Source organism: Streptomyces sp. NPDC004435 (assembly GCF_042873895.1).
Taxonomy (GTDB): Bacteria; Actinomycetota; Actinomycetes; order Streptomycetales; family Streptomycetaceae; genus Streptomyces.
Window position 1 is genome coordinate 158,509 of sequence record NZ_JBIAMB010000001.1, and the last position, 12,665, is coordinate 171,173.

General features: G+C 72.7%; 11 protein-coding genes and 1 tRNA gene. 5 read left to right on the forward strand and 7 right to left on the reverse strand.

Features of this window, described 5'->3' with window-relative positions; translation table 11 throughout:
* Positions 1 to 20 precede the first annotated feature (20 nt).
* The 4 genes from ACFYT9_RS00755 to ACFYT9_RS00770 form a co-directional block, all read right to left on the reverse strand.
* A tRNA-His gene (locus ACFYT9_RS00755) sits at positions 21 to 93 on the reverse strand.
* A gap of 119 nt (positions 94 to 212) precedes the next feature.
* Positions 213 to 815 (reverse strand): oligoribonuclease, encoded by a 603-nt coding sequence (orn, locus tag ACFYT9_RS00760; RefSeq protein ID WP_376597028.1) that lies wholly within the window; start codon positions 813 to 815, stop codon positions 213 to 215.
* 320 nt (positions 816 to 1,135) lie between these two features.
* A complete protein-coding gene (locus ACFYT9_RS00765; protein WP_387271726.1) occupies positions 1,136 to 2,305 on the reverse strand; it encodes a helix-turn-helix domain-containing protein in 1,170 nt (389 codons plus the stop codon).
* A 407-nt stretch (positions 2,306 to 2,712) separates the two neighbouring features.
* Positions 2,713 to 3,117, reverse strand: a complete 405-nt coding sequence (locus ACFYT9_RS00770; RefSeq protein ID WP_389160066.1) for a hypothetical protein — start codon at positions 3,115 to 3,117, stop codon at positions 2,713 to 2,715.
* 366 nt (positions 3,118 to 3,483) lie between these two features.
* Between ACFYT9_RS00770 and ACFYT9_RS00775 the strand changes: the two genes are divergently transcribed.
* Together ACFYT9_RS00775 and ACFYT9_RS00780 are read left to right on the forward strand one after the other, a co-directional pair.
* Positions 3,484 to 4,005: a universal stress protein gene (locus ACFYT9_RS00775; RefSeq protein WP_030493924.1), complete on the forward strand. Its 522-nt coding sequence runs from the start codon at positions 3,484 to 3,486 to the stop codon at positions 4,003 to 4,005.
* A gap of 165 nt (positions 4,006 to 4,170) precedes the next feature.
* Positions 4,171 to 4,734, forward strand: a complete 564-nt coding sequence (locus tag ACFYT9_RS00780) for a GPR1/FUN34/YaaH family transporter (RefSeq protein WP_376599357.1) — start codon at positions 4,171 to 4,173, stop codon at positions 4,732 to 4,734.
* A gap of 216 nt (positions 4,735 to 4,950) precedes the next feature.
* Here ACFYT9_RS00780 and glmS read toward each other — a convergent pair whose 3' ends face one another.
* Both glmS and ACFYT9_RS00790 read right to left on the reverse strand, forming a co-directional pair.
* Positions 4,951 to 6,768, reverse strand: coding sequence for a glutamine--fructose-6-phosphate transaminase (isomerizing) (glmS, locus tag ACFYT9_RS00785; RefSeq protein WP_376599358.1), 1,818 nt, complete (start codon positions 6,766 to 6,768; stop codon positions 4,951 to 4,953).
* 61 nt (positions 6,769 to 6,829) lie between these two features.
* Positions 6,830 to 7,105, reverse strand: coding sequence for a hypothetical protein (locus tag ACFYT9_RS00790; protein ID WP_376599359.1), 276 nt, complete (start codon positions 7,103 to 7,105; stop codon positions 6,830 to 6,832).
* Between the two features lie 168 nt (positions 7,106 to 7,273).
* Here ACFYT9_RS00790 and ACFYT9_RS00795 point away from each other — a divergent pair, with 168 nt between their 5' ends.
* Positions 7,274 to 8,887: a beta-N-acetylhexosaminidase gene (locus tag ACFYT9_RS00795; RefSeq protein ID WP_389160069.1), complete on the forward strand. Its 1,614-nt coding sequence runs from the start codon at positions 7,274 to 7,276 to the stop codon at positions 8,885 to 8,887.
* Here the strand turns inward: ACFYT9_RS00795 and ACFYT9_RS00800 are convergent, their stop codons facing one another.
* A complete protein-coding gene (locus tag ACFYT9_RS00800) occupies positions 8,888 to 10,378 on the reverse strand; it encodes a hypothetical protein (protein WP_389160071.1) in 1,491 nt (496 codons plus the stop codon).
* Between the two features lie 194 nt (positions 10,379 to 10,572).
* Here ACFYT9_RS00800 and ACFYT9_RS00805 point away from each other — a divergent pair, with 194 nt between their 5' ends.
* Complete coding sequence (locus ACFYT9_RS00805) at positions 10,573 to 11,628, forward strand: ABC transporter substrate-binding protein (RefSeq protein ID WP_389160072.1); 1,056 nt, start codon at positions 10,573 to 10,575, stop codon at positions 11,626 to 11,628.
* A 4-nt stretch (positions 11,629 to 11,632) separates the two neighbouring features.
* Positions 11,633 to 12,553, forward strand: coding sequence for a siderophore-interacting protein (locus tag ACFYT9_RS00810; protein ID WP_389160074.1), 921 nt, complete (start codon positions 11,633 to 11,635; stop codon positions 12,551 to 12,553).
* The last annotated feature ends 112 nt before the right edge of the window (positions 12,554 to 12,665 follow it).

The following is a 12,665-nucleotide window of genomic DNA, read 5'->3' on the forward strand; positions in this document are numbered from 1 at the left end:
ACCGGGGCCTCGACCATCAGGGTGAGTAACGGGACTCGAACCCGCGACATCCTGGACCACAACCAGGTGCTCTACCAGCTGAGCTATACCCACCATGACCGGCGGTTTTCCCGAAGGTTTCCCCGACCGGCCGAGAAGAAGTCTACAGGGTTCCGAGGGGTGCTCGCGCACACGTTTTCCCCGGGTGCGCGAGCGGGCCTTCCGGACGGTGGCTACTCCGCCGGGACGACGTGCCGGGCCGCGATCTCCTTCGCGGTCTCCGAGTCGGGACCGGGCTGCGGGACGAAGACCGCCTCCCGGTAGTAGCGGAGCTCGGCGATGGACTCGCGGATGTCGGCGAGCGCCCGGTGGTTGCCGTTCTTCTCCGGACTGTTGAAGTACGCCCTCGGGTACCAGCGGCGCGCCAGTTCCTTGACCGAGGAGACATCGACGATCCGGTAGTGCAGGTGCTTCTCCAGGGCGGGCATGTCCCGGGCGAGGAAGCCGCGGTCGGTGGAGACCGAGTTCCCGCACAGAGGAGCCTTGCCGGGCTCCTTCACGTGCTCCCGGATGTACGCCAGGACCTGCGCCTCCGCGTCGGCCAGCGTGGTGCCCCCGGCCAGCGCGTCGAGCAGCCCGGAGGCCGTGTGCATCTGGCGCACGATCTCCGGCATGGTCTCCAGGGCGCGGTCCGGAGGGCGGATCACGATGTCCACGCCTTCGCCGAGCACGTTCAGTTCCGAGTCGGTGACCAGCGCGGCCACCTCGATGAGTGCGTCGTCCGTCAGCGAGAGCCCGGTCATCTCGCAGTCGATCCACACCATGCGATCGTTCATGCGTCCTACCTTAGGGCGTGTTTCGAAAGTCCCGCCTGCCCCGCGACGCCTGGCACGCACGCTCGCCGCGTTGTCGGGATCGTCCGAGTACGCCCGGTACGAGGACGACCCTCCGCCTTGCGATCGCACGCACCAGACGCCGCGGGGCCCGCCCTTCGGGCGGACGGCGCTACTTGCGAAACACGCCCTGGGCGCGAAGTGCGGGGGCGCGATCCCGGTGGGCGCCAGCAGGACAGGCCCGCGGGCGCCCGGGGGAGGTGCCCCCGGACGCCCGCCGGTACCGCGTCACGCCGCTTGTGGCGGCGCAGTCCTCGTCGCCGCTACGGCGCGCTCCGCTGGCCCGGGAGCGCGGCCCGGCCCGGCGAGTAGGCGTCGCCGTGCGGCTTGCCCGGCTCCAGGTGACCGCCGGGACGGCGGATTCCCGCCGCCACCTGCGCGGGCACCGCCGGCTCCAGAACCGCCGTCACCGGCTCGCTCTGCGGCCGCCGGGCCCGGTACGCCGCCCGGTAGGCGGCCGGCGAGGAGCCCAGCTGCCGCCGGAAGTGGCCGCGCAGCGCCACCGGCGAGCGGAAGCCGCAGCGCCCCGCGACCTCGTCCACCGAGTAGTCCGAGGTCTCCAGGAGCCGCTGCGCCTGGAGCACCCGCTGGGTGATCAGCCACTGGAGCGGCGCGGAGCCGGTCAGCGAGCGGAAGCGGCGGTCGAAGGTCCGCCGCGACATGTACGCACGGGCCGCCAGGGTCTCCACGTCGAACTGCTCGTGGAGGTGCTCCAGCGCCCAGGCCACGACCTCGGCGAGCGGGTCGGAGCCGATCTCCTCGGGTAAAGACCTGTCGAGGTAGCGCTCCTGACCGCCGCTGCGCCGCGGCGGGACGACCAGCCGGCGCGCCAGCGCGCCGGCGGCCTCGGTGCCGTGGTCGGTCCGCACGATGTGCAGACAGAGATCGATTCCGGCCGCGGTGCCGGCGGAGGTGAGCACGTCCCCGTCGTCGACGAAGAGCTCCCGCGGGTCCACGTGGACCGACGGGTAGCGCTTGGCGAGCGTCGGCGCGTACATCCAGTGCGTGGTCGCCGGGCGGCCGTCGAGCAGGCCGGCAGCGGCGAGGACGAAGGCCCCGGTGCACAGGCCGACGATCCTGGCCCCTTCCTCGTGCGCCCTGCGGAGGGCCTCCAGGGCCTCCGGCGGCGGCGGCGAGGTGATCGAGCGCCAGGCGGGGACGACGACCGTCCCGGCGCGGCCGATCGCCTCCAGGCCGTACGGCGCGGTGAGTTCGAGCCCGCCCGTGGTCCGCAGGGGACCCTCCTCGCCCGCGCAGACGAGCAGCCGGTAGCGGGGCACCCCGGCGTCCTGCCGGTCGATGCCGAACACGGAGAGCGGGATGGAACTCTCGAAGATGGGGCCGCCGCTGAACAGCAGCACCGCGACGACTTCGCGACGGCGGCGCCCGGACAGCTTCCGTGCGACCTCCGGTGCGGTGGAGTCCTGGCTCATGGTGCTAAGCCCCCCTCGGTGTTGGCGTCTCCCTGGTCGTGTCGCTGTGCCACGTTTCCCCTTGGTTTTGCACGAGACCCCAGTCTTCGGTACCCATGATCGAATCTACTGGGTCCCGTGGCGCCGGCGTGACAACTTCTCCATCCGGCAGATTGTCGACAAGGCCACTTGGCGTGAAGCGATCGATCGCCGGGTGATCGACCGGAGGGATCCCCGGAAGGGCCTCAGGTCGGCGAAGTGGCCGCAAGCGGGGGGTGCGACCCGCTGGGGCAGGGCTTTCCCGGGTGAGCGGCGAGGGGTTGGCGTACCGTTTCGGCAAGGACGCGCCGGGGACTTCAACTTGGCTGAAAACATATGGGATCGGCTGTGCGAACCTGTCAACTCGAAGGGGGTCGGGCCCCGTCCGTTCAGCCCCGGAGGCGTCCCTGGGTCCCACCCGTCCCGCTCGTGACGCCCTCGGCGCGCAGCCCCCGCTCCGCGCGGCGCAGCAGCAGCCGGCACGCGGCCGTCACGGAGGCGAGCCCGAGCGCGGCCCCGCCCGCGCCGCCCAGCGAGGTCCCGAAGGCGACGAGGACCAGCGGGACGAGGGCGCAGCAGAAGACCGCCCAGCGGACCGTGTCCCCGGCCGGGTCCCCGAACCCGCCGCCGGCCGCCCCCGGCCCCGCCGCCGTGTCCCCCCAGAGCTCCGCCGGCCCGCCCGCCCCCGGGGCTGCGGGCGCCGCGGGGCCCGGTACGCGGGTGCGCCGGCGGGAGCGGACGGAGGGGACGGAGGGGACGGGCACGGTCGGGGCGGGGGTGGAGGGTGCGGGCACGGGCGGTCTCCCTGCGGCGGTGATCCGGACCTGTGGGGAACGAGGAACGGAAGGTTCCGGTCACTCTGAGCGACGCCCGTTCGGCCCTCGGGGCGGCGGCCGGCGGACGCCTGTAGGGCACATCCGGCATTGCCAGATGGTGAATCCTTCGTGCATCCTCCGGAGGACACCGAGCGCGCCGAGTCGCGCACGAGCGGTCAGCACGCCGGGTGTGGCACGGCGGGCCCTGGGCAGGAGAGGAGTGTCGCCGTACCCTTGGGGGTATGGGCTTGGGAAGATGATTCCCGGACACAGCTCCGCCGCCACCCGTTGTTCCGCTCCCCTCCACCGCCCCTTCCCACGAGGACTGCCACAGCCGAGACACCGATGGCCGGTCACGAATTCCCCGAACCCGCGGACCGCAAGCGCGTCGCCGACTCCACGGTCGACCCCCTCGCGGTCGAACAGCCACGCCACGCCTGCGACCCGGCCTTCCGGCACGGTGTCGTCGTGGGCTTCGACGGCTCCATGTCCAGTGAGCGCGCCCTCGCGTACGCCATCGGCATGGCCCGGCGCTCCGGCTCCGGCCTGATCATCGTGCACGTCGCGAACCGGCTCCCCACCACCGTCTGGGCGGGGTGCGAGCCGCCGGTCTTCGTCGACGTCCCCGACCACCGCACCGAGGTGCTCGGTCTTGAGCTGGCCTGTGCGGACCACCTCTCCGAGGTGCCGTGGATCCTGGTCGAGCGCGGTGGCGACATCTGTCACGAGCTGGAGGAGGTCGGCCGGGAGTACTCGGCCGACGCGATCGTGGTCGGATCGACGCACGGGATCGTCGGGCGGATCTTCGGCTCGGTGGCCGGCCGGCTCGCGCGGCGCGCGCAGCGGCCCGTGATCGTCATCCCGTAACGGCGCCCGGATCTCCTCCGTACCGCCTGACCCTCCCTCAACTTCCTTGCCCGGGCGATAATTTCTGCCCGCCTCAGGTGATTTGTGCGCTTGTGAAGGGTAGTTAAAGGGGACCGGATCACAGCAGCTCAAGCGGCATCACCGCTCGTTCGAAGGGAGCCCGTCGTGAACAAGGACGTCGCGTCGGGGAACGGCACCAGCACCCTCGGAAACCTCGCACTCGGACTGACCCTCCTGGCCTTCGGCCTGGGCGGCACCGGTCTGATCGACAACGTCGCGGCAGCCGATGCCGCGGGCCTCGCCACCTGGGTCGGCGGCGTGGCGCTCTTCCTGGTCGGTCTGCTCGCCCTGCGCGCGGGCAGCACCGGCGACGGCACGGCCTTCACCGCGCTCGGCGCCTTCTGGTTCACCTGGGGGACCGGAGCGGGCGGCGGGACCTCGGCGGACGCGGCCGGGCTCTTCCTGCTCCTGTGGGCGCTCCTGGCGCTCACGCTGACGCTGGCCGCCTCCGGCGGCGGGGTCTTCGGGCAGGGCGTGTACGGGCTCCTCTTCGTCGCGCTGGTGCTCTCGGGCATCGCCGCGCTGGCGGGCAACGAGGGCCTCGGCAAGGCGGGCGGCTGGGTGGCCGCACTGGCCGGCCTCGCGGCCTGGTACGGCGCCACGGCGGCGGTGGCCGGCTGGCCGACCGCCCTGGGACGCGCGGGCCGGGGCAGCACGGCCGCGGCGTGACCCCGCGGGGCCCGGCGAGTCAGCCCGGCTGAAGTACCCGGGGACGGACCGGGCCCCGCGACAGCACAGCAGAACGGCCCCTCGCGCTCCTGGGAAGCGTGAGGGGCCGTTCCTCGTGTCCGGTCGGCTCCGCCGGGGGACAGGCCCGGCGTACGGCTCCGGGGGACAGGCCCGGGGCCGTGGCGCGCTCGGCGGGTGACAGGTCCCGCCGTGCGACTACTCGACCGTGACGGACTTGGCCAGGTTGCGCGGCTTGTCGATGTCGCGGCCCATGGCGAGTGCGGTGTGGTACGCGAAGAGCTGGAGCGGGATGCCCATGAGGATCGGGTCGAGCTCGTCCTCGTTCTTCGGGACCACGATGGTGTGGTCGGCCTTGGCCTGCGGCTGGTGCGCGACCGCGAGGATGCGGCCGGAGCGGGCCTTGATCTCCTCCAGGGCGGCGCGGTTCTTCTCCAGCAGGTCGTCGTCCGGGACGATCGCGACCGTCGGCAGGGCGGGCTCGATGAGGGCGAGCGGGCCGTGCTTCAGCTCGGAGGCCGGGTACGCCTCGGCGTGGATGTAGGAGATCTCCTTCAGCTTGAGGGAGGCCTCCAGAGCGACCGGGTAGCCCCGGACGCGGCCGATGAACATCATCGACTGGGCGCCGGCGTACTCGGCGGCGATCCGCTTGATCTCGTCCTCGGTCTTGAGGATCTCCTCGATCTGCGCGGGGAGCCTGCGCAGACCCTCGATGATCCGCTTGCCGTCGGTGACGGACAGGTCGCGGATGCGGCCGAGGTGGAGGGCGAGGAGCGCGAAGGCGGTGACCGTGTTGGTGAAGCACTTGGTCGAGACGACGCAGACCTCGGGGCCCGCGTGGACGTAGACGCCGCCGTCGGCCTCGCGGGCGATGGCGGAGCCGACCACGTTGACCACGCCGAGGACGCGGGCGCCCTTGCGCTTGAGCTCCTGGACGGCGGCGAGCACGTCGTAGGTCTCGCCGGACTGGGAGACGGCGATGTACAGCGTGTCGGGGTCCACGACCGGGTTGCGGTAGCGGAACTCGGAGGCCGGCTCGGCGTCCGCCGGGATGCGGGCCATGCCCTCGATGAGGGAGGCGCCGATCATGCCGGCGTGGTACGAGGTGCCGCAGCCGAGGATCTTGATGCGGCGGATGGTGCGGGCCTCGCGCGGGTCGAGGTTGAGGCCGCCGAGGTGCACGGTGGAGAAGCGGTCGTCGATCCGGCCGCGCAGCACGCGGTCGACCGCGTCGGGCTGCTCGGAGATCTCCTTGTGCATGTAGGTGTCGTGGCCGCCCATGTCGTAGGAGGCGGCCTCCCACTCGACGGTCTCCGGGGTCGCCGTGGTGGAGGCGCCCGCGACCGTGTAGGTGCGGAAGTCGTCGGCCTTCAGGGTGGCCATCTCGCCGTCGTCGAGGGTGACGACCTGGCGGGTGTGGGCGATGAGCGCGGCCACGTCGGAGGCGACCAGCATCTCCTTCTCGCCGATGCCGAGGATGACCGGGGAGCCGTTGCGGGCGACGACGATGCGGTCGTTGAAGTCGGCGTGCATCACGGCGATGCCGTAGGTGCCCTCGATGACCTTGAGCGCGTCGCGGACCTTGTCCTCCAGGGACTCGGCCTGGGAGCGGGCGATGAGGTGGGTGATGACCTCGGTGTCCGTCTCGGAGGCGAAGACGACGCCGTCGGCCTCCAGCTTGGCGCGGAGCTCCTGGGCGTTGTCGACGATGCCGTTGTGGACGACCGCGACCTTGTTCTCGGGGTCCAGGTGGGGGTGCGAGTTGTGGTCGCTCGGGGCGCCGTGGGTGGCCCAGCGGGTGTGCGCGATGCCGGTGGTGCCGGAGAAGCGCTTGGGGACGCGGGCTTCCAGGTCACGGACCCGGCCCTTGGCCTTGACCATCTTCAGCGCCGCGCTCTTCGGGCTGTTGATGACGAGGCCGGCGGAGTCGTAACCGCGGTACTCCAGGCGGGCCAGGCCCTCCAGCAGCAGCGGCGCCACGTCGCGCTTACCGATGTAACCGACAATTCCGCACATAAAGGAAACCCCTCCGGTTGGTGAAAGACGGTGCTGTCCCGTCGTGGAGACGGCGGCCGGACTAGCCGTAGACGATCCGGCGCAGCTGCCGGAGCGAGAGCTCCGGCGGTGCGACGGCCCGGTGCGGCAGTTCGCCGGCGATCCGCTCGAAGATGTCCGCGTTCACCGCACCGCCGGACTGCAGTTCGCGGTGGCGGCGGCGGACGAACTCCTCGGTCGTCTCGTCGAAGTACGCCAGCACGTCGAGCACCACCCGGGCGGCCTCACCACGCTGGAGCGCGGTGCTCCGGACCAGATGGTCGATGAGGTCGTCATGGGACGGGCGGCGTTCGAGCACCCATGAATATTGAGGGGTACTCCGCGATTCCCGCAATAATCCTGCCCGAAATCGGGCAGGGAGCGCATGATCATCGGTCTTGACACGGGTATTGGTCCAGACCTTGACCCTGTGTGCGGGCGACGGTACCCATGGTCACCCACCCGCTCACCCGGAAGGGGACCGCCCGTGCGACGGCGTCTGATCGCCCCCGCGCTCCTGCTGCTCGCCACCGCGCTCGGCTGTACGGAGGGGACCACGGCCGCCCCCGCGCCGGGCCCGGCCGCGCTCCCCGCCGCCGAGCCCGACGTCCGCCCGCTCGGCCGGATCATCCCGCTCCCCGCCTCCGCCGAGCCCGGCGGCGCCCCGTACACCCTCACCGCCGCCACCCGGATCGGCGTCCCGGACCATCCGGGCGCCCGCGCCGTCGCCGAACAGCTGGCCGCCCGGCTCCGCCCCGCCACCGGCTTCCGCCTCCCGGTCGTCACCGACCCGGCCGCGGACCTCGTCCTCCGGCTCGACCCGACGGCCGGCGCCCTCGGCGACGAGGGGTACGAGCTCCGCTCCGCCCCCGGCCGGCTCGCCCTCACCGCCCGCACCCCCGCCGGCCTCTTCCGCGGCGTCCAGACCGTCCGCCAGCAGCTCCCGGCCGCCATCGAGCGCACCACCGTCCAGCGCCGCGTCTGGCGGATCGCCGGCGGCACCGTCACCGACACCCCGCGCTTCCCCTACCGGGGAGCCATGCTCGACGTCGCCCGCCACTTCTTCACGGTCGACGAGGTGAAGGCGTACGTCGACCGCATCGCCCTCTACAAGTACAACGCCCTCCACCTCCACCTCACCGACGACCAGGGGTGGCGCATCGCGATCCGCTCCCGCCCGAAGCTCACCGAGGCCGGCGCCGCCACCGAGGTCGGTGGCGGGCCCGGCGGCTTCTACACCCAGGAGCAGTACAAGGAGATCGTGCGGTACGCCGCCGCGGCGCACATCGAGGTGATCCCCGAGATCGACATGCCGGGGCACACCCACGCGGCCCTCGTCTCCTACCCCGAGCTGAACTGCGACGGGAAGCGGCCGGAGCCGTACACCGGCATCGAGGTCGGCTTCTCCACCCTCTGCGCGGAGAAGGAGGTCACGTACGCGTTCGCCGACGACGTCCTGCGCGAGATCGCCGCCCTCACCCCCGGCCGGTACGTCCACATCGGCGGCGACGAGGCGACGTCCACCAGCCCCGCCGACTACCGCACCCTCATGGACCGCATCCAGCCGCTGGTCACCCGGCACGGCAAGCAGGTCATGGCCTGGCACCAGCTCACCGGCGACGCCACCCCCGTGCCCGGCGCCCTGATCCAGTACTGGGGCCTCGACCGCACCACGGCCGAGGAGAAGGAGAAGGTCGCCCGGGCGGCGAGGGCCGGCGCCGGCATCGTCGTCTCGCCCGCCGACCGCGCCTACCTCGACATGAAGTACGACGCAGACACCCCGCTCGGCCTCACGTGGGCCGGCACCGTCTCCGTCCGCAGGGCGTACGACTGGGACCCGGGCACCCATCTCCCCGGCGTCCCGGAGAGCGCCGTCCGCGGCATCGAGGCCCCGCTGTGGACCGATACCCTTTCCACCCCCGAACAGCTCGACACGATGGCCTTCCCCCGCCTCCCGGGCCTCGCCGAACTCGGCTGGTCGCCGGCGGCCGGCCGCGACTGGGACACGTACAGGCTCCGCCTCGGCGAGCAGGCCCACCGCTTCGACGCGCTGGGCATCGCCTTCCACCGCTCGCCGGAAGTGCCCTGGCCCGCCCGGTAGTCATCCCGCGGGCGCCGTCGTCGCCGGTGAGACGTACGCGTCGAGGGGCGCCCAGCCGGGGGTGGTGGGGAGGCGGGTTGCGGGCCAGCCCCGTGCGTAGGCGGGTGGGGTGCGGCCGGCGGGGACGACGACCGCGAGCGGCACGGTGCGGGCCGCGGCGGCCAGGCCGGCCTCGGTGATGCTGCCGTCGTGGCCGTGCGGCTGGCGGGAGGAGCAGCCGGTGAAGTAGCCGATCGGGACGTACTCGCGGCCGGTGACCAGGCAGGGCGGACGGACCCCGAGACCGTGCAGGGCGGTCGCGATGCCGGTGAACTGCGTCCGTACGGAACGGCTGTGGCCGACGGGCCCGATGAGGACGGCGTACTGCACGGCCAGATGGGCGGCCAGGAGGACGGCGAGCAGGCCGGTGGCGAGGCGGCGGCGGGCCGACCGGCGGGCCGCGGTCCACAGGAGGAGCGCGCACTCGGCCGCGGGCAGGGCGAGCAGCGCGTAGGCGGGCAGCAGGAAGCGGGGGGCCGCGTACCCGAGGGTGAAGAGGTACGGCGCCGCCAGCGAGGCCGCCGTCACCGTCGCGAGGAGCACGGGCGCGAGGCGGCCGGCCCGGCGCGCGGCGGCGAGTCCGCCGAGGACGGCGCACGGCAGCAGGAACCACCAGAACGCCGTCCACGGGTGCGCCCACGCGATGTCGCACGGCCGGCACAGGGTCCGTCCGGCGAGCGCCCGCACATGGTCGTCGACCGAGAAGTACCAGCCCATCGAGCCCTGGATCTCGCCGGCCCGGTGCAGCCGGACGGCGAGCCCGCCGTAGGAGGTGTACGCCTCCACCACCCAGGGGACCGCGCCGAGGAACAGCCCGGCGGTGATCACGGCCGGGACCCGGGGGCGGCGCCAGGCGGGCACCGGCAGCGCGGCGGCGAGCAGCGGCAGCGCGAGCCAGAGGCCGTCGGCGGGCCGCAGCAGGGTGACGGCGGCGACGGCCGCGGCGAGTCCGGCCAGGGCCCGCCGGTCGCGGGCGGCGCGCGGCAGCAGGCCCACGGCCACCAGGGCGCCGAAGGCGCACCACAGGTTGGGCATCACGCGCGGGCCGTAGAAGACGGTGACCCACAGCCCGGCGAAGAGGGCGCCCGCGACGGCGAGCACCCGGACGGGCAGCAGCGGCCGCCACACCCACAGCGCGCCGAGGAGCGCCGCCCCGGAGAGCAGCGCCAGATAGACGCGGATCGCGGTGGTGGAGGCGGTGAACGCGGCGACGGGCGCGACGAGATAGGTGACGCCCCGGGCCCGGGGAGCGCTGAAGAACGCGGGCGGGGCGTTGCCGCCGACCTGGCTGACGTACACGGCCTCGTCCCAGCCGAGCCCCGTCCCCGGAACGGCGAGGGCGAGCTGGGCGAGGGTGAAGACGGCCGCGACGGCGGCCAGGAGCCACCCGCCGCTCCGCGCCCGAGCGGGGGCCGGGGGGTGCGGACCGGTTCTCGCCTCGGAGGTGGTCACCCCGTCAACCCTGAGGCGGGCGACGGGCGGGCGCGCGGCGGCGCGCCGCGCCCGCGGGGTGTCGCACCTCGTCAGGAGTAGCGCGCGTCACACCGTGCGGACGGGGTCGGCCGCTGTGGAGCGGAACAAGGTTAGGCTAACCTACCTTCGACTTGCCCCGGCCGAACCCGGCTCGTACCGAAAGCGACTTCGCCATGCCCAGCAACGCCCGAGCCACCTCCCTCACCCGCCGCGGCATCCTCGCCGCGGGCGGCGCCCTCGGGCTCGGCGCCGTGCTCGCCGCCTGCGGCGACGGCGACAAGACGAAGGACTCCGGTGCTTCCTCCTCCGCTTCCGCCAAGTCCGGCTCCTGGGAGTTCAAGGACGACCGCGGCCAGACCGTGAAGACCAAGACGGTCCCGAAGAACATCGTCGCCTTCACCGGCATGGCCGCCGCCCTCAAGGACTTCGGCGTCGAGGTCGCCGGCGTCTTCGGCCCGACCTACGTCGAGGACCCGAAGACCAAGGAGCGCAAGCCCGACGTCCAGGCCGGCGACCTCGACATCGCCAAGGTGAAGGTCATCGGCAACGTCTGGGGCGAGTTCAACATCGAGGAGTACCTCAAGCTCCAGCCCGAGGTCCTCATCACCGACATGTGGGAGAAGGACGCCCTCTGGTACGTGCCGGAGGAGCAGAAGGCCAAGATCCTCAAGATCGCCCCCAGTGTCGCCCTGTGGGCCTCCGGCAAGTCGATGCCGTCCGTCCTCCAGCGCCACGCCGACCTGGCCGCCTCGCTCGGCGCCGACGTGAACAGCGAGCAGGTCAAGAAGGACAAGGCCCGCTTCGAGGCCGCCGCCGAGCGGCTGCGCAAGGTCGCCCAGAGCAAGAAGGACATCAAGATCCTCATCGGCTCCGGCGCCCCGGACACCTTCTACGTCTCCACCCCGGTCCGCCCGACCGACACGCTCTACTTCCAGGAGCTGGGCCTCAACATCGTCGTCCCCGGGAAGCTCGACCCCTCGGGCTGGTTCGAGCTCCTCAGCTGGGAGAACGTCGACGCCTACAAGGCCGACGTGATCCTGCTCGACAACCGCACCGGCACCCTCCAGCCGGAGCAGCTGAAGGCCAAGCCGACCTGGGCCGCGCTGCCCGCCGTCAAGGCCGGCCAGGTCTTCCCGCGCGTGACCGAGCCCGTCTACTCCTACGCCAAGTGCGCCCCGCTCCTGGAGGACCTGGCGACCGCCCTGGAGAACGCGAAGAAGGTGTCCTGACCCGATGACGAACGCCGAGACCGCCCCGTTCCAGTTCTTCTCCCTCCAGGTCGACCGGACGCGGCGGCTCGGCCCGTCGCTGGTCCGCGTCACCTTCACGGGGGACGACCTCAAGGGCTTCGCCGCCGGCGGGCGCGACCAGTCGCTCTCGCTCTTCCTGCCGCACCCCGGCCAGGACGCCCCGGTCCTCCCGCCGCTCGACGACCCGGACATGTACGCGATCCTCGGCGCCTGGCGGGCTATGCCCGACGACGTCCGGGCCGTGATGCGCTCGTACACCGTCCGGGAGCAGCGCACGGAGCCGGTGGACGAGATGGACATCGACTTCGCCGTCCACGAGGACGGCGGGCCCGCCTGCCGCTGGGCGCAGCACGCGAAGCCCGGTGACCGGGTGGTCGTGCTCGGCCCGGCGGTCGCCGACAACACCGCCGTCCGCTTCCGGCTGCCGGAGGGCGCCGACTCGGTGTTGATCTGGGCGGACGAGACGGCGCTGCCCGCCGCGTCCGCGATCCTGGAGTGGCTGCCGGCGAGGACCCGTGCCCGGGTCTTCCTCGAAGTGCCGTACTCCGGCGACCGGATGGAGCTCGCGACGGAGGCGGACGCCTCCGTGACCTGGCTGATCCGGGAGGAGGGCGCGCCGACCGGCCTGGAGGCGATCGCGGGGGCGGAGCTGCCCGGGGAGTCGCCGTACGTGTGGATCGCGGGCGAGTCCGGCGCGGTGAAGGCGCTGCGGCGGCACTTCGTGCGCGAGCGCGGTCTCGACCGGCGCCGGGTGACGTTCGTCGGCTACTGGCGCAAGGGCCTCTCGGAGGACGCCCTGCGCGAGGTGCCCGACGAGACGACGCAGGACGCGGCGCAGGACGAGACGGCGCAGCACGTGGCGCAGGGCGAGACGGCGCAGGACGCGGCGAACGTCCAGTCGTAGTAGTCCATTTCACACCGACGGCCCCCCGACCTTCACAGGGCGGGGGGCCGTTGGCGTGAAACATTAGGTTAGGCTAACCTCACTTCCGCAATTCCTGGTTGCGCACCCCCGC